A 14,984-nucleotide genomic window follows, 5' to 3' on the forward strand; every position below is an offset into this window, starting at 1 on the left:
CGCCGACGTCAGCGCAGGGCGCGCGTGCGCATCGCCTTGCTGGCGCCCCAGGCCAGCAGCACCAGCCCGACCGAGCCGATCACGCTGGCGAGCAGGTTTGCCGCCGAAATGATCGCGAACAGGCTGCCGGGGCTGGCGCCGCTTTCTGTCATCCGGTGGATGTGGTTTGCCTGGAACAGGCTCAGTGCCAGCTGCAGCAGGGCTGAACCGAACAATAGGCCGGCGCCCCAGAGCGCCAGCGCCCGTCCGGGCAAAGGCTGTGCCCATGCCCACAGCAGCGCGACCGCGGCGGCACAGGCCAGCAGATGGGGCAGGTGATAGGCCGCGATGGTCAGCAGCTGAATGGCCAGGGCATCCATGCGTTGTCTCCGGTCGGATTCAGTCGGCGGTGACCAGCAGCGCATCCTTGCCGCGCAGCGCGGCGTACACCGCGTCGCTGTCCGGGCGGGTGCCATGCCAGGCTTCGAAGGCTTCCGCGGCCTGTTCCACCAGCATGCCGAGGCCGTCGACCGCATCGCGGCAACCGGCGGCCTTGGCCCAGGCCAGGAACGGGATGGCGGCTTCGCCGTAGTTCAGATCCACGGCCAGGGTGCGGGGCGTGGTCAGGGTGAACGGCAGATCGAAATCCTCGCCGCCGCCGCGCGCCGCCGAGGTGGCGTTGACGATCAGGCCGAAGTCGCCGATATCGCCGAGATCCTGCCAGTAGCGCGACAACGCGCGATCCGGTTCGCCCATCGCGTCGATCAGCGCGTCGGCGCGTTCGGGCGTGCGATTGACCACGATCAGCTCCGACACGCCCGCGTCCAGCAATGCCGGAGCGACGCCGCGCGCGGCGCCGCCGGCACCCAGCATCAGCGCGCGCCGGCCACGCAGATCCAGGCCGTTGCGGCCGGTCAGATCGCGCACCAGGCCAATCCCGTCGGTATTGTCGCCATGCCACTGGCCGTCGTTCCAGGTCAGGCTGTTGACCGCGCCCGCCCGCCGCGCGCGCTCGCTGGTGCGCGTGCAGATCGCGAAAGCGGCTTCCTTCAGCGGCAGGGTCACGTTGGCGCCCTTGCCGCCCTCGCCGACGAACCGGTCCAGCGCGGCGACGAATTCGTGCGGCGCCGCGTCGATGGCGGTATAGGCGAGCGAGACCCCGGTCTGGCGCGCGAACGCGGCATGGATGCGGGGCGAAAGCGAGTGGGAGACCGGATGGCCGAAGACGGCATAACGAACGGTGGACATGGCTTGGTATATATCCCGTGGGTGAGGGAACGGCACGGAGCGACACCATGAAACCAACACGCGCGGCTGCCGTCCTGATCGGCAGTCTACTCTCAGCCGCCGTGGCGGCGCAGCTGGCCGAATTCGGCATCGAAGGCATGGGCGTGGTGTCGACGCCGGCCACCGAGGTGCGCGGCAGCGTCAGCCCCGACGGGCAACGGATCGTCTGGGGCAGCACCGACCGCGCCGGGGGCGCCGGTGGCTGGGATCTGTGGCAAGCGCGCCTGCGGGACAAGCGCTGGATGGATCCGGAGCCGCTGCCGATCAACTCGGACGCCAACGATTTTGATCCGTTGCTGAGCGCGGATGGCCGCTGGCTGTACTTCTTCTCCAACCGTCCCGGCGGGCATGGCGGCGATGATCTCTATCGCGCCTCGGTGCGCGCGGACGGCGGGTTCGGGGAACCGGAAAACCTGGGGCCGGGCGTGAACAGCGCGGGCAACGAATGGGCGCCCACGCCCAGCGCCGATGGCCGCTGGTTGCTGTTCGCCAGCAACGGTTTCGGCGGCGCCGGTCGCCATGATCTGTTCGTCGCGCGATGGAATGGCAAGGCCTTCGTGGAACCGAAGCCGGTGCCCGGCGTCAACACCGCGGTGGACGAGTTCGATGCGGCCTGGCTCGATGGCGGCAAGGCGTTGGTGTTCGCGCGTTCGGACCAGGCCGGCCAACAGCCGATCCAGTTGCTGGTGGCCGAATGCGATGGCAAGGCGTATGCCGGCATCGCGCCGTGGTCGCTGTCGTTCAATTCGGCCGAGGGCACCACCCTGGGCCCGGTCGTGGATCCGTCGCGTCCCAACGAGATGCTGGTCAGCGGCGCGGCGCGCGCGCCGACGGCGGGCAAGCTGGACATCTATCGGACGCTGGCGCCAACGCGCCGCGGCAAGGCGGGGTGTTTGCCTGGCTGAGCGGGATGGCAGCCTCCATTCGGCAGGCCGCCCAACCGCTGGGCGACGGAGCAAGGAAGATGCTGCAGACGGGTTTTGGGCAGAAAATCTTTCTCCACTCAGCCCCCTTTGCAAAAGGGGGCGGGCATCTGCGAAGCAGATGACGGGGGATTGACCAGCCATGCGGCTGTTGCAAAGACGCCTGCTCTTTGCGCCTAGAGCAAATCCCCCTCAATCCCCCTTTTTCAAAGGGGGAGGCAAAAGCAGACTTTCCCGAATCCCGAATCCGCTCACCCCTCGCGCAACCACCTCGCCGCATCGAGCGCGAAGTAGGTCAGGATGCCGTCGGCGCCGGCGCGCTTGAACGCGGTCAGCGCTTCCAGGGTGCAGGCGCGCTCGTCCAGCCAGCCATTGGCGTAGGCGGCCTTGAGCATCGCGTACTCGCCGCTCACCTGGTAGGCGAAGGTCGGCACGCCGAACTCGTCCTTCACCCGCCGCACCACGTCCAGGTAGGGCATGCCCGGCTTGACCATCACCATGTCCGCGCCTTCCTCCAGATCCAGCGCCACTTCGTGCAGCGCCTCGTTGGTGTTGGCCGGATCCATCTGGTAGGTGGACTTGTTGCCCTTGCCCAGGTTGCCGGCGCTGCCCACCGCATCGCGGAACGGACCATAGAAGGCGGAGGCGTACTTGGCCGAGTAGGACATGATGCGGGTGTGGATGTGGCCTTCCTCTTCCAGCGCGCCGCGGATCGCACCGATGCGGCCGTCCATCATGTCGCTGGGCGCGACGATGTCCACGCCGGCGCGCGCATGCGACAGCGCCTGCTTGACCAGCGCCTCGACGGTGATGTCGTTCATCACGTAGCCATGGTCATCGATGATGCCGTCCTGGCCATGGGTGGTGAACGGATCCAGCGCCACGTCGGTCATCACGCCCAGTTCCGGAAAGCGCTGCTTGATCGCGCGCACCGCGCGCTGGGCCAGGCCCTCGTCGTCCCAGGCCGCCTCGGCGTCCAGCGACTTGGCTTCCGGCGCGGTGACCGGGAACAGCGCCAATACCGGCACCCGCAGCTCCATGGCCTGTTCGGCGACCTTCAGCAGCTCGTCGATCGACAGGCGGTCCACGCCCGGCATCGACGGCACGGCTTCGCGGCCCTTCAGCTCATGGACGAAGACCGGGTAGATCAGATCATTGGCGGTGAGCACGTGCTCGCGCATCAACCGGCGGGAGAAGTCGTCGCGGCGCATGCGGCGCGGACGCGTATAGGGATAAGCCATCGCTCGCTCCTTGGGGGTGCCGCGATCATACGCCCCCCGATCCGGAGCGGCCTGCGACCGATGCGCGCAGGCCGGGGCGGACAACGGAACGGCGCCTCGCGACGCCGTTCCGGACCCGCCTATCCGCTTGTTTCTACTTGGTGATTTTGGCCGCGCAGGACATCACCTTGCCGCCCTGGTTGCCGACCAGCACGCCGGCCGCCAGCGACCGCTCCTTGTAGGCATCCATGCAGCCCTGGTATGCGCCCTTGCTGCTGTTGGTGCGCAGGCACAGGTTGCTCCAGGCCTGCACGTTGGCGCCCGGGATCAGCCCCCCGCTGCCGACCACGTCGACATTGGTGGTGCAGTTGCCGATGCGCGCATTGCCGGGATTGAGCTGCCAGCCGATGTCCTGGAACAGCGCCGGGGTCAGGTCCAGGTTCACCTCGCCGCGCAGGGTGGAGGTGATCGCCGGTTCCATCAGCGCGTTCGGGACCAGTGCGGTGTCGTAGTGCGAGAACGACGAACCGCTTTCATACGGGTTCGGGGCATACAGCCGCACCCGGCCGCTGTTGTCGGCGCCCTGCAGCAGCGCCGCATCCACGCCGTAACCGACGCTCGCCGGCAGGTTGGCCCGGATCAGCGCACCATCGGCCTGCGAGACGCCCAGGCTGGGGATGGTGATGGCCGGATCGCTGCCACCCATCGCCGGCTGCCCGGCGGCGTTGTTGGCGACCAGCATGCCGGTGGCGCCGGCCGCCTGCACGTTCGCGGCCTTGACCACGAAATTGCAGTTGCCGCGATCCACCAGGGCGATGTTGCCGGCGACCGCGGCGGCGTTGCTGATCGGTTCGCAGCCATCGGTGGTGCTGACGCCGCCGCCGTCCAGCGCCGCGACCACGGTGCCGGCGAAGTTGGCGGTGGTCGGCACCGGTCCGAAGTTGGCGAAGCCGACGTCATAGCTGCCGGCGATCACTGCCGGCGCGGTGACCTTCAGCACGCTGCGGTTGTCGAGCACCAGCGCGGCCTGGCCGTTGACATTGCCGCCGGTCCAGACCAGATGCCCGGTATTGCGCAGCGCGGTGGCGCGCTGCGCGGCGGTCAGCTGCGGGAAGGTGGCCGCCAGGGTGTTGTCGTAGGCGAAGGTCGAGTAGATGTCCTGCCGTCCGCTGAGGAAACCGCCGGCCGAATTGGTGAAGCCCTGGAAACCCAGGCCATGGCCGATCTCGTGCATCACCACGTTGAGGAAGTTGATCTTGCCGGCCGGCGTGTTGCCGTCCAGCCCGTAGTACCAGTCCTGGCCGGTCAGGCAGTTGGGATTGACGCCGATGTCGCCGTTGAAGCGCGAGTTGATGTCGATGAAGCCGGGATTGAGATCGCTGCCGGCCAGCGAATCGGCCAGCGCCGAGGAATACCAGGTATTGGGCACAAGGCCGGGCGCGAAGTCGGAGAACACGAAGGTGGTGCCGGCCGAACCCAGCGTCGCGCTGGTCGGCGTGCAGGCCAGCGGCTGGAAGCTGGCGCCGACATAGATGGTGACGTCGCTCTGCAGCACCGAGCCCCAGAGATCCATCGCGAACTGGTAGGCGAGGGTGCGCTGGGCGCCAAGGGTGGTACCGGGATTGAGTCCTTCCGGCGCCTTCGGCGTGGGATCGTCCAGGCCCAGTCCAGTGCCGGCATCGCCGCTGACCAGCACCAGATCGGCGGCGGTGGCCGGCCATGCGCAGGCAAGGGCCGCCAGCAGGGCGGCGCGCAACGGGATCATCCTATTCATCGCTGGCCTCCTTCGCCTGCTGCAGCTTCGACGCGTCGTCGGCATGGCCCATGCGCAGCTGGCCGTCCGCACCCCGCACGATCATCAGGTCGGTCATGCTGCTTTCCGGGACCGCCTGGACGACGCCGCCGGCGGGCAGCCGGCGCTGGCCGGCCTGGGCCTCGGCCTCGCTGGCGGGGGCCACGAAACCCTTCTTGCCCGCGCCCAGCGGCTCGGCGCGCCGCGCCTTGGCGGCGGCGCCACGCGATTGTTCGCTGAGCTGGCGGCGCTCCTCCTGGGTCAGGGGACGCAGCTTGCCGGTCTTCGGATCGATGGCGACCTTGCTGTCGGCGGTGGTGGTTTCGGCCTGCTGCGGCGTGGCGGCAGGGGGCGACGACGGGGAACTGGCCTGGGCGGTCAGGCAGGCGGCGAAACCCGCCAGCAGCCACCAGGACGGATGCGAATGCTTCATGAGGCGCTCCATTGCAGGACACAGGGACGCCTGCGCCCACCGGATCGCGACGGCCCGGGTCCAGGACGCAGGGGCGGACGGTGCCGGGCAATGTGCAGCGGGGGAGCCCGGCCGGCGCAGTCTGCGCCGCGCGGCCGGGACGGTTCAATCAACCGCGATTACGTTCCGGACGAGCGGATCAGACGATGCCGCCGCCCAGCATCAGGCGGCCGATGGCGACCACGATGACGATGCCGTTGAGGACCAGGCCGGTCTTGGCGCGACCGCGGTTGCCGGCGGAGGTGAACAGGACGCCGATGGCGGCGATGATCGCGCCCACCGCGGCGAACGGAATCAGGAACCAGTTGCCCCATCCCAGCAGCGGGATCAAGGCCAGCACCATCCAGATCATCGCGACGATGCCCCACAACAGACTGATCAGACCCATCGATGTCGTCTCCGCGCCGGAAAGGGCCGGCGATGTCCCGAGTATGGGTGCGGCGCGGTGGCGATCAAGCCTCCAGGCCGTGCATGCCTTCGATCTCGACCCGCAGTTCGCGCCGGCAGACGTCGCCCAGCAGCATCAGGTAGGGAACATTCCCTCCCAGGCGGGCGGCCAGCTGCGCGGCCACCTCTTCGGCGTCGCCGGCGTCTCGCACGTAGACCTTCAACCGCGCCGAGGCGTCCAGGTGGGCGGGCAACTGCGGGCGCAGCGCGCGCGCCGCGCCGATCAGGCTGTCCAGGTTGGTCAGGGTTTCATCCAGCTGGGCTTTCAGCGAGTCGGCGTGCTGCGAGGCATGGCCGACGATGGCGGCGGTGCCGGACAGGAACAGCGGCAGCGCCGGCGCCGTCGTGGGCAGCAGCGCGCGGGCGAAACTCGGCGATTGCGGGCCGTATTCGCGCGGGTAGCGGTAGGCGCTGACCTGGCGCGGATTCTCCAGAGGCGTGCCGGCCACGCGCGCGCTCAGCCAGTACACCTGCAGCACGCGGCGGCCGTCGCGGCTGCCGACGGCGGTGGCGGCCGGAAGGCTGCCGGTGTCGAACGGACCCAGACCGCGCACCCGACCCACGCAGAACTGCCGATAACGTTCGTGATCGCCGTCGCCCAGGATGATCGCGTCCAGGTAATTCCAGATGCGCAGCAGGTGCGGAAAACCGCTGGCCTGCCAGAAACCGGTCAGGCGACGGTAGACGAGTTCGCCGGCGAGCAGGATGCCGCCTTCGGGTTCCTGCATTTCCAGTACGCCGAACTGCAGTTCGCCGTCGCTGGCCCAGGTGATGCCGTCGTCGGTGACGCCGGAGGACACCCGCGCCGGGGAGCGCCAGACCTCCAGGCAAGCGGTGCCATGGAGCGGTTGCAGTGGAACGTGCAGGTAGCGCGGGTCGGGAACCTGGTCGCGGCCGGGCGCGGTATCGCCGAAACCGAAGATCGCCAAAGTGTCCGGCCGGTCCAGCTCGCGGGCCAGCGAGGCGACGGGGACATGGTCGACCGCCAGCCGTGCGGTGCTGGGCCGGAAGTCGGGGACGACGCTCATCTTTCGGTACGGATACGCATGAACAGGCCGTCATGATACCGCGCGGCCCCGGGATCCCGGCATGCGTGCGCGGATATGCCATATTCAGTCCCTGCGGCGGATGATCCGGCGCAAACCACGGGAGTCGTGCCATGTCCGTCCGTCTTGCCGCCATGTTGGGATTGGTCATCCTGCTGACCGGGTGCGCCGGAACGTCCAAGGTGATGCTGGGAACGGCGCGCGCGCCGATCGACCCGTCCCAGGTGCAGGTCTACAGCACGCCGCCGCCGGGCTCGGTGGAAATCGCCCAGCTCGAATCGACCAGCGCGGTCGGTTTCGGCACCCAGGGCCAGACCGACGCCGCGGTGGCGCGGCTCAAGCGCGAAGCCGCGGCGCTGGGCGCCAACGGCGTGGTCCTGATGGGCGTGGGCTCCAGCGGTTCCCCGGTGGGCATGTCGGTTGGCGCAGGCAGCTACGGCCGCCACAGTGGCGGCGGCGTCGGCATCGGCATCCCGACCACCCAGAAGCGCGCGGCCGGCGTGGCGATCTACGTGCCGCCGGGCGCGGCGCCGTCGCCGACCGTACCGCCGACCAGTCCGCCCGCGCGCTAGATCCCGCATGCGCCTGCCAGGAAGGCTGGCGTTGCTGGCCGGACTGGCCACGCTCGTCATCGCATCCCCCGGTTTCACCGCCGACAGCGTCTGTTTCGGCACGCCCGGCCATGGCCGCCTGGAGAAGGCGGCACGGATCCCCGTTTCCGGCGCCAACTTCCAGCCTTACAGCGGACTGGGCGTCCGCCTCGGCCGGACCCATGCGCATTCGCGCGTGGTCCGGGTGATCACCCACGCCTACGGCGCGCTGGAAAAATCGATGCCCGATCGCGTGTTCGTCTACGGCGAATCGGGTTGGGCGCAGGGCGGACCCTTTCGCCCGCATCGCACCCACCAGAACGGACTGGCGGTCGATTTCATGGTGCCGGTGCTCGACGAATCGGGCCGCTCGGTGCCGCTGCCTTCCCGCGTGGACAACAAGTTCGGCTATGGCATCGAGTTCGATCGCCAGGGACGTCATGGCAATCTACGCATCGACCACGAAGCCATCGCCGAGCACCTGCATGCGGTGCACGCCGCCGCCCGCCGCGAAGGCATCGCGATGGAGCGGGTCATCTTCGATCCGGCGCTGATCCCGGCCCTGTACCGCACCCGCCGCGGCGACTTCATCCGCCGGCAGGTGCGTTTCATGCCGGGGCAGGCCTGGGTCCGCCATGACGAGCATTACCACATCGATTTCGGGATTCCCTGCCGCCCGTTGCGCGAATGACGCATCACCCCGCATGGACGACGTGGACGCTCGGACGGTTCCGATTCCCGTGCTGTCGCCCGAAGGCTACGCTCGCCTCTTCGCACGCTGTCCCGCCATGTCGACCGGGCTGGCATCCTGCATCGCCCCCGGCCCGAGGATTCCGATGAGAAAACTTCTTCCAGCGCTCGTGTTGTGCATGGCGGGCAGCGCCCAGGGCGCGGTCAGCACTGACATCCGCTGTTTCACCTCCGAAGGCGCGCGTCCCGTCCGCTTCGAGCTCCGTCTCTATCACGACGCCGCGATCGCCTGGTCGGGCGGCGCGGTGCGCTACGCGGGTTCGCGCGACAGCCTGCCGCTGGTGCGCGAAAGCGAGGAAGTGGAGGAAATGGTGCCTGGCCGCCCGTATCAGTTCACCACCACCTGGCAGGAGCTGCTGGAGGGCAAGGTCAACGGTCGCTACGAGATGGTCAGCCAGGGAGCGCAGATCCACTCCATGGCCTACACGAACGCACGCACCGGCAAGCGGACGGAATTTTCCTGGGTACCCGGCATCGAGGTTTCCGGAGACGACGGTTGCCGATGGTGAGGTGGTGGAGGATGCGTACGAGGACGGAAGGCCAGTATGGCAAGGCACGGACGATGGTCCGCACGATGCCGGGATGGGTGTTCATGGCTTGCGTGTTCGCTGCTTCGGCGGGTGGGCACGGCATGCAGGGCGCAGACATGACGCCGGCGCCTGATCGCGGATCCGGAGCGAGTCCCGTCGCGGAGATCGCGCGGGCGAAGCGCCTGGATGGCGTGCAGGCGGTGGCCGATGCGCACGGCAGCCTCACCCTGGCATGGATCGAGGGTGCGACCGTGTACGCCGCTCGCCGCGATGCCGCGCGTGGAGCGTGGAGCGCTGCGGTTCGCATCGGTCCGGAACCCACTGCGCCCGGGCAGCGTTCCTTCAACCTGCAGGCGGCGACGGGTGCGGCGGGAACGGTGTTCGTGGCCTGGATGCAGGACACCTCGACGGGACGGCACGTCTTCGCCGCGCGGCATCTCGCGGGGCAGGCGGCATGGCAAGCGGTCCAGCGCGTGACCCCTGCGGACAAGGCGTTGCAGGCGGACGTGCACGAACTGGTTTTGCTGGTCGCGCCGGACGGGGATGCGACGGCGATCTGGTCGGAGATCGCGGACACGCAGGCGCGCGCGGTGCGGGCCTTGTCCAGCAGCGTCGCGCCCCAGCGGCGGCATGCGCTCCTGGCCGCGCGTTTCGACGCCGCCCGCGAGCGCTGGAGCGAGGCGATCCCGGTGGACCCGCGCCGGACCGGAGGATACGGGTTTGGCGTCAGCACGCCGCCCGCCGCGGCCATGGACGGCGATGGCAACGTGACCGTGGCCTGGAACGATCAAGTGGTCGACCGTCCTTTCCTGCTGGCCGCGCGGATCCGCAACGAACTGAAGACGAGCCGGTTCGATGTGCGCAGCGGGCGCTGGGAGACGCCGCGGGTGCTCGCGCGCTGCGCCAACGCGATCGCCTGCACGCCGTGGTTGCGGAGCGGCGCTGACGGCACGATCTGGGCTGCCTGGAGTGAAGTCACCGCACCGCCGATCGGCCGGGATGTCTTCGTCGCCCATCGCGCTCCGCAGGACCGGCGATGGTCGCAACCGCTGCGGCTGACGAACTGCCGGCAGGACGGCTGCGGCGGTGAACCGAGCGATCTGGAAATCGCGCCGTCGGGCGTCGTCGCGCTCCGCTGGGAGCGAGGCGACCGCACGGCGGGCGCGCTGCTGCCCGAACCCGAAGGCACGTGGCATCCACTGCCGCTCACGCCGTGGCCGGTACGCATCGGCTGGCTGGAGGACGATGCGCGGTTGTTCGTGATCGGCGGATCCGAATTCGACGCGGCGGGTGGATGGAATCCGGTCGGTGCGCTGGCGCACTACGCGGCGGACGCCGATACGTCGGAGCCGTGGGAATGGCGTGCCGACGCGACGCCTCCGCTCACGCTGCCGGAGGGATTCGTCCAACTCGACCGCCAGCGGATGCGCACCTTCCGGGTCGACGATACCCGGGCGGTGGTGTCGATCGGGCGGTTGGCGCCGCCCCGTGCGCAGCGGCGCGTGCGCGACGATGGGCGCTTCCAGATTGTGCTGGATCGCTATGACCCGGCGGCCGGGCGCTGGCTGGCGCCAACGGTTCTGGACGAGGCCGGAATATCCGGGAATGCGCTGTTTGGAGGCGAGCCGGGCGGTGTGATCCCGCTGGCAACGACGCCGCGGGCCGCCGTCATCCTGTGGTGGCACAAGGACGTCGACGGCCTGGTGCTGAAAAGCGCGGACTACCGCTTCTGAGGTGCGCGCCGGTGCGGACTCAGCGCCCGAATTCCCCGGCGTCGTCGTCTTCATCCCGCAAATCGATCCGCTGGCCACCGTCCAGGGCCACCACCAGCGTCTCGTACTGCCATGCGCCGGCCTGCTTGCTGGCTTCCACGTACAGCGTGGCCGCGCCGCGGCTGCCCTTGAGCGGGATGGCCAGGCTCGCCTCGCCGGATGCGGCGCTACCGTCGATGCTGCCCTGGACGAAATAGCCGGGGGTGATCGGCTCGCCGAGCGCCGCGATCACCGCGGCGTCGGCGCGGGCGCGGGAAAGCCCGGTCTGGTACGGCTCGGATGATTTCATCACGCCGAACACGAGCGCGAAGATCGCCGCGAAGAACGCGGCGAACAGCGCGATCCCCGTCACCACCAGGACCGGCACGAACCACTTCCAGTTGCGGTTCCACCAGTTCGGCGGCGGGACGGGGGACTGGCTCATGGCATCACTCCGTGGGCTTCAGGCAGCGCTGGAAGAAATCCTCGGTGACCTTCAGCCGGTGCAGGTTGTCCTTGCCGCGCAGGCCATGCTTGGCACCGGGATAGGTCATCAGTTCGAACGGCACCGCGCGCTGCTGCAGGGCGCTCATCAGCTTGGTCGAGTTGGTGAACAGCACGTTGTCATCGGCCATGCCGTGGATCAGCAGCAGCCGCGAGGTCAGGCCATCGACGTGGGTGAACACCGAACCTTCGCGGTAACCCTCCACGTTCGACTTCGGCAGATCCATGTAGCGCTCGGTGTAGTGGGTGTCGTACAGGCCCCAGTCGGTGACCGGCGCGCCGGCCACGCCGCAGGTGTAGGCGTTCGAGGCCTTGGCCAGCAGCATCAGGGTCATGTAGCCGCCGTTGGACCAGCCGTACACGCCGATGCGCGAACCGTCCACCCACGGCTGCGACTTCAGGAAGTCCACGCCCTTGAGCTGGTCGACGACTTCCACGGTGCCCTGCCTGCGGAACAGCGCGTTGCCGAACTTCGCCCCGCGCCGCGGCGTGCCGCGGTTGTCCAGCGAGAACACCACGTAGCCATGCTGCGCCAGGTACTGATCGAAGGTCGGCGCCCAGGTGCGGCTCACGGTCTGGCCGGCCGGGCCGCCATAGACATACACCACCACCGGATACTTCTTCTTCGGATCGAAGCCGGTCGGCTTGATCAGGCTGTAATGCAGGGTCTGGCCGTCCTCGGCCGACAGGGTGCCGTATTCGATGGGGCGATGCGCATCCTTGTACTTCGCATAGGGATGCTGCGGATCGGCCAGCTCGTTCTTCACCAGCGCGGTCAGCAGGCTGCCGTCGGCGCGGTGCAGTTCCACCTGCGGCGGCGTGGCCGGGTTGGACCAGCTGTCGATGTAGATCTCGGCGTTGTCACTGAAGGCCACGCCATGCATGCCTTCGGCGCGGGTGATGCGGCTGGGCTTGGCATCGCCGGCCAGGCTGACCGAATACAGGTGCCGTTCCAGCGGCGAAGCCTCGGTGGCGGTGAAGTAGACCAGCCCCTTGGCCTCGTCCAGCGCCGCCACGTCCTCGACCGTCCAGTCGCCGGAGGTCAGTTGCGCCAGCGGCTTGCCGTCCTTGTCGTGCAGGTACAGGTGCTCGAAGCCGCTCTTCTCCGACGACCACAGGATGCGACCGTCCTTGAGGAAGCGCAGGTTGTTGTGCAGCGGGATCCAGGTCTTGCTGGTTTCGGTGATCAGGGTGCGCTGCTTGCCGCTGTCCAGATCCGCCTCGATCAGCTCCAGCGTGCGCTGGTCGCGCGACTGCCGCTGGAAGGTGGGATGGCGCGCATCGCGCCAGTTCACCCGTGCCAGGTAGATGTCCTTCTCCGCGTCCAAGTCCAGCCATTTCGGCGCGCCGCCTTTCGGCGAGATCACGCCCAGCTGGATCAGCACGTTCGGATCGCCGGCGGCCGGATAGCGCTGCTCGATGATGTCGGCGCGATCCGGATACACCTCGAAGCGTTTCTGGATCGGCACCGGGCTCTCGTCGATGCGGGCGAAGGCGATGGCCGAATCATCCGGCGCCCACCAGTAGCCGGTGTGGCGATCCATTTCCTCGTCTGCGACGAACTCGGCCACGCCGTTGCCGATCGTGTCCGAACCGTCGCGGGTCAGCTGGACTTCCTTGCCGCTGGCCAGATCGATCACCCACAGGTTGCGCTCGCGCACGAAGCTGACGAAGCCGCCCTTGGGCGAGACCTTGGGGTCGGTGGCGAAACCGCCGCCATGGGTCAGCTTGCGCACCGCGTCGGCGCCGCTCTTGCCCAGGTCGTACAGGTACAACTCGCCGCCCAGCGGGAACAGCAGGCGCTGGCCGTCCGGCGAGAATTGGTAATCGACGATGCCCGACAGCGCGGCGATGCGCTGGCGCTCGCGGCGCGCCTTTTCCTCGTCGCTCAGGGTCTCGGTGCCCGGCAGCACCACCTTGGAGTCCACCAGCATCCGGGTCTGTCCGCTGGCGATGTCGTACTCCCACAGATCCAGTTGGAACCGGTTGTCCTGCTTGCCGCGCAGGAAGGTCACCCGCTTGCCATCCGGCGAGGTCTTGGCCTTCATCAGCGAGGGACCGGACAGCGAGGCGTCGCCGGCCAGGGCTTCCAGGGTGAGTTTTTCGGCGTGGGCAACGGGCATGGCGGCAATCTGGCAGGTGGACGCCAGGCAGGCGGCCAGGAAAAGTCCGGTCAACGGGCGGGCAAGCGCTTTCTTCATGACTTCACGGGTCCTTGGTTGAACAGGTGTTTGCGTTCCTCGTCGGTCAATGGCTGGCCGGCGTTGGGATTGACTTGGTGGCGCAGCGCATACGCGCGCTGGGTGGCGGGGCGGGAGGCGATACTTTCATGCCAGCGTCTCAGATTCGGGAACGCCTCGAAATCCGGCGGCAGCTTGTCGTAGGCGCGGATCCACGGATAGCTGGCCATGTCGGCGATGCCATAGTCGTCGCCGGCAAGGTAGGCGCTCTGCGCCAGCCGCTTGTCCATCACGCCGTGCAGTCGGGCAACCTCGCGGCCATAGCGTTCGATGGCGTACGCAATCGGCTCCGGCGCATAGACATTGAAATGGCCCATCTGCCCGGTCATCGGGCCCAGTCCACCCATCTGCCAGAACAGCCACTCCAGCGCGGCGATGCGTCCGCGCGGATTGCCGGGCAGGAAGCGGCCGGTCTTCTCGGCCAGGTACAGCAGGATCGCGCCGGACTCGAACACGCTCTGCGGCGCGCCGCCATCGGCCGGCGCGTGATCGACGATCGCCGGCATCTTGTTGTTGGGGGAAATGGCCAGGAAGTCCGGCTTGAACTGATCCCCGGCGCCGATGTCGACCGGCTTGATTGTGTAGGCAAGCCCGGCTTCTTCGAGGAACAGGGTGACTTTGTGGCCGTTGGGGGTGGGCCAGTAGTACAGGTCGATCATCGCGGGGGCCCCGGACATGAAAGCGCCGAGTGTAACGCCGGCTGCGGGTTGGCAGCAGGGGATCGGCCCGGTAACCTGCGCCCTTTCCCGAGCATTGCATCCGACCCACATGTCGCAACCGACTCCCGCGCGCCTCGGTTTCCTGCCGAACCTGATTTTCGCCTCCCGCTGGCTCCAGCTGCCGCTGTACCTGGGCCTGATCGTGGCCCAGGCGGTCTACGTGTTCCTGTTCCTGAAGGAACTGTGGCACCTGATCCACGGCGCCAACACCCTGACCGAGCAGGGCATCATGCTGCTGGTGCTGGGCCTGATCGACGTGGTGATGATCTCCAACCTGCTGGTGATGGTCATCGTCGGCGGTTACGAGACCTTCGTCTCGCGGCTGCGCCTGCACAACCATCCGGACCAGCCGGAATGGCTGAGTCACGTCAACGCCAGCGTGCTGAAGGTGAAGCTGGCGATGGCGATCATCGGCATCTCCTCCATCCACCTGCTCAAGACCTTCATCGGCGCCGGCGAGCTGGGCCTGCCGATGTGCGGCTCGCAGGACCACCTGAATGCCCTTTCCACGGCCGCCACCGCGCTGCAGGCGGGTTACGACCTGGGGGCAATGAAATGCACCACCGTCACCTCCGTCGGCGTGATGTGGCAGACCATCATCCACGGCGCGTTCATCCTCTCGGCCATCGGCATCGCCTACACCGACAAGGTGATGAGCAGCATCGCCCCCAAGCGCGAACACGCCGCCGCCCACTGAGGCGCCGGCCTGATCGGGCTTCCACCGCGGCGTCCTG

General features: G+C 68.3%; 16 protein-coding genes. 6 read left to right on the forward strand and 10 right to left on the reverse strand.

What is annotated here, in order from left to right:
• Positions 1-8 precede the first annotated feature (8 nt).
• Together AC3DE2_RS10370 and aroE are read right to left on the reverse strand one after the other, a co-directional pair.
• Positions 9-359, reverse strand: coding sequence for a hypothetical protein (locus tag AC3DE2_RS10370; RefSeq protein WP_488426094.1), 351 nt, complete (start codon positions 357-359; stop codon positions 9-11).
• Between the two features lie 19 nt (positions 360-378).
• The gene (gene aroE, locus AC3DE2_RS10375; RefSeq protein ID WP_295375089.1) at positions 379-1,227 is read right to left on the reverse strand and encodes a shikimate dehydrogenase; all 849 of its coding nucleotides are present in this window, start codon (positions 1,225-1,227) and stop codon (positions 379-381) included.
• A 47-nt stretch (positions 1,228-1,274) separates the two neighbouring features.
• On the opposite strand from aroE, the gene AC3DE2_RS10380 reads away from it, so the two are divergent.
• Positions 1,275-2,171 (forward strand): TolB family protein, encoded by an 897-nt coding sequence (locus tag AC3DE2_RS10380; RefSeq protein WP_488426095.1) that lies wholly within the window; start codon positions 1,275-1,277, stop codon positions 2,169-2,171.
• Positions 2,172-2,440: 269 nt separating this feature from the next.
• Here the strand turns inward: AC3DE2_RS10380 and hemB are convergent, their stop codons facing one another.
• The 5 genes from hemB to AC3DE2_RS10405 all read right to left on the reverse strand — a co-directional run bounded on the left by hemB (position 2,441) and on the right by AC3DE2_RS10405 (position 7,148).
• The gene (gene hemB / locus AC3DE2_RS10385; protein ID WP_488426096.1) at positions 2,441-3,430 is read right to left on the reverse strand and encodes a porphobilinogen synthase; all 990 of its coding nucleotides are present in this window, start codon (positions 3,428-3,430) and stop codon (positions 2,441-2,443) included.
• Positions 3,431-3,563: 133 nt separating this feature from the next.
• The gene (locus AC3DE2_RS10390; protein WP_488426097.1) at positions 3,564-5,183 is read right to left on the reverse strand and encodes a PA domain-containing protein; all 1,620 of its coding nucleotides are present in this window, start codon (positions 5,181-5,183) and stop codon (positions 3,564-3,566) included.
• Positions 5,176-5,634 (reverse strand): post-PEP-CTERM-1 domain-containing protein, encoded by a 459-nt coding sequence (locus AC3DE2_RS10395; protein ID WP_488426099.1) that lies wholly within the window; start codon positions 5,632-5,634, stop codon positions 5,176-5,178. Before AC3DE2_RS10395 ends, AC3DE2_RS10390 begins: the two co-directional genes overlap by 8 nt.
• A 178-nt stretch (positions 5,635-5,812) precedes the next feature.
• Positions 5,813-6,061 carry a hypothetical protein gene (locus AC3DE2_RS10400; protein WP_295375076.1) on the reverse strand — a complete coding sequence of 83 codons (249 nt, stop codon included), beginning with the start codon at positions 6,059-6,061 and terminating at the stop codon, positions 5,813-5,815.
• Between the two features lie 64 nt (positions 6,062-6,125).
• Positions 6,126-7,148, reverse strand: coding sequence for a chorismate transformation FkbO/Hyg5 family protein (locus AC3DE2_RS10405; protein ID WP_488426100.1), 1,023 nt, complete (start codon positions 7,146-7,148; stop codon positions 6,126-6,128).
• A gap of 131 nt (positions 7,149-7,279) precedes the next feature.
• Between AC3DE2_RS10405 and AC3DE2_RS10410 the strand changes: the two genes are divergently transcribed.
• From AC3DE2_RS10410 to AC3DE2_RS10425, 4 genes are read left to right on the forward strand one after another with little or no spacing between them, the layout of a single operon-like run.
• Entirely contained in the window at positions 7,280-7,738 is a 459-nt protein-coding gene (locus AC3DE2_RS10410; RefSeq protein ID WP_295375073.1) for a hypothetical protein, read from the forward strand.
• Positions 7,739-7,745: 7 nt separating this feature from the next.
• A complete protein-coding gene (locus AC3DE2_RS10415) occupies positions 7,746-8,447 on the forward strand; it encodes a penicillin-insensitive murein endopeptidase (RefSeq protein WP_295375070.1) in 702 nt (233 codons plus the stop codon).
• Between the two features lie 13 nt (positions 8,448-8,460).
• Complete coding sequence (locus AC3DE2_RS10420; protein WP_488426101.1) at positions 8,461-9,015, forward strand: hypothetical protein; 555 nt, start codon at positions 8,461-8,463, stop codon at positions 9,013-9,015.
• 53 nt (positions 9,016-9,068) lie between these two features.
• Positions 9,069-10,769, forward strand: coding sequence for a hypothetical protein (locus AC3DE2_RS10425; RefSeq protein ID WP_488426102.1), 1,701 nt, complete (start codon positions 9,069-9,071; stop codon positions 10,767-10,769).
• 19 nt (positions 10,770-10,788) lie between these two features.
• Here the strand turns inward: AC3DE2_RS10425 and AC3DE2_RS10430 are convergent, their stop codons facing one another.
• The 3 genes from AC3DE2_RS10430 to AC3DE2_RS10440 all read right to left on the reverse strand — a co-directional run bounded on the left by AC3DE2_RS10430 (position 10,789) and on the right by AC3DE2_RS10440 (position 14,190).
• Positions 10,789-11,232, reverse strand: coding sequence for a cytochrome c oxidase assembly factor Coa1 family protein (locus tag AC3DE2_RS10430; protein ID WP_488426104.1), 444 nt, complete (start codon positions 11,230-11,232; stop codon positions 10,789-10,791).
• Between the two features lie 4 nt (positions 11,233-11,236).
• The gene (locus AC3DE2_RS10435; protein ID WP_488426152.1) at positions 11,237-13,414 is read right to left on the reverse strand and encodes a S9 family peptidase; all 2,178 of its coding nucleotides are present in this window, start codon (positions 13,412-13,414) and stop codon (positions 11,237-11,239) included.
• Positions 13,415-13,488: 74 nt separating this feature from the next.
• The gene (locus AC3DE2_RS10440) at positions 13,489-14,190 is read right to left on the reverse strand and encodes a glutathione binding-like protein (protein ID WP_488426153.1); all 702 of its coding nucleotides are present in this window, start codon (positions 14,188-14,190) and stop codon (positions 13,489-13,491) included.
• A gap of 109 nt (positions 14,191-14,299) precedes the next feature.
• On the opposite strand from AC3DE2_RS10440, the gene AC3DE2_RS10445 reads away from it, so the two are divergent.
• A complete protein-coding gene (locus tag AC3DE2_RS10445; protein WP_488426105.1) occupies positions 14,300-14,947 on the forward strand; it encodes a TIGR00645 family protein in 648 nt (215 codons plus the stop codon).
• Positions 14,948-14,984 lie beyond the last annotated feature (37 nt).

The sequence above is a fragment of the Pseudoxanthomonas sp. 68-E7 genome, from assembly GCF_057773145.1.

Bases quoted from the DNA above. Each gene is read 5' to 3' on its own strand.
- AC3DE2_RS10370 (WP_488426094.1), bottom strand. From the start codon at position 359: ATGGATGCCCTGGCCATTCAGCTGCTGACCATCGCGGCCTATCACCTG.
- aroE (WP_295375089.1), bottom strand. From the start codon at position 1,227: ATGTCCACCGTTCGTTATGCCGTCTTCGGCCATCCGGTCTCCCACTCG.
- AC3DE2_RS10380 (WP_488426095.1), top strand. From the start codon at position 1,275: ATGAAACCAACACGCGCGGCTGCCGTCCTGATCGGCAGTCTACTCTCA.
- hemB (WP_488426096.1), bottom strand. From the start codon at position 3,430: ATGGCTTATCCCTATACGCGTCCGCGCCGCATGCGCCGCGACGACTTC.
- AC3DE2_RS10390 (WP_488426097.1), bottom strand. From the start codon at position 5,183: ATGAATAGGATGATCCCGTTGCGCGCCGCCCTGCTGGCGGCCCTTGCC.
- AC3DE2_RS10395 (WP_488426099.1), bottom strand. From the start codon at position 5,634: ATGAAGCATTCGCATCCGTCCTGGTGGCTGCTGGCGGGTTTCGCCGCC.
- AC3DE2_RS10400 (WP_295375076.1), bottom strand. From the start codon at position 6,061: ATGGGTCTGATCAGTCTGTTGTGGGGCATCGTCGCGATGATCTGGATG.
- AC3DE2_RS10405 (WP_488426100.1), bottom strand. From the start codon at position 7,148: ATGAGCGTCGTCCCCGACTTCCGGCCCAGCACCGCACGGCTGGCGGTC.
- AC3DE2_RS10410 (WP_295375073.1), top strand. From the start codon at position 7,280: ATGTCCGTCCGTCTTGCCGCCATGTTGGGATTGGTCATCCTGCTGACC.
- AC3DE2_RS10415 (WP_295375070.1), top strand. From the start codon at position 7,746: ATGCGCCTGCCAGGAAGGCTGGCGTTGCTGGCCGGACTGGCCACGCTC.
- AC3DE2_RS10420 (WP_488426101.1), top strand. From the start codon at position 8,461: ATGGACGACGTGGACGCTCGGACGGTTCCGATTCCCGTGCTGTCGCCC.
- AC3DE2_RS10425 (WP_488426102.1), top strand. From the start codon at position 9,069: ATGGTCCGCACGATGCCGGGATGGGTGTTCATGGCTTGCGTGTTCGCT.
- AC3DE2_RS10430 (WP_488426104.1), bottom strand. From the start codon at position 11,232: ATGAGCCAGTCCCCCGTCCCGCCGCCGAACTGGTGGAACCGCAACTGG.
- AC3DE2_RS10435 (WP_488426152.1), bottom strand. From the start codon at position 13,414: ATGCCCGTTGCCCACGCCGAAAAACTCACCCTGGAAGCCCTGGCCGGC.
- AC3DE2_RS10440 (WP_488426153.1), bottom strand. From the start codon at position 14,190: ATGATCGACCTGTACTACTGGCCCACCCCCAACGGCCACAAAGTCACC.
- AC3DE2_RS10445 (WP_488426105.1), top strand. From the start codon at position 14,300: ATGTCGCAACCGACTCCCGCGCGCCTCGGTTTCCTGCCGAACCTGATT.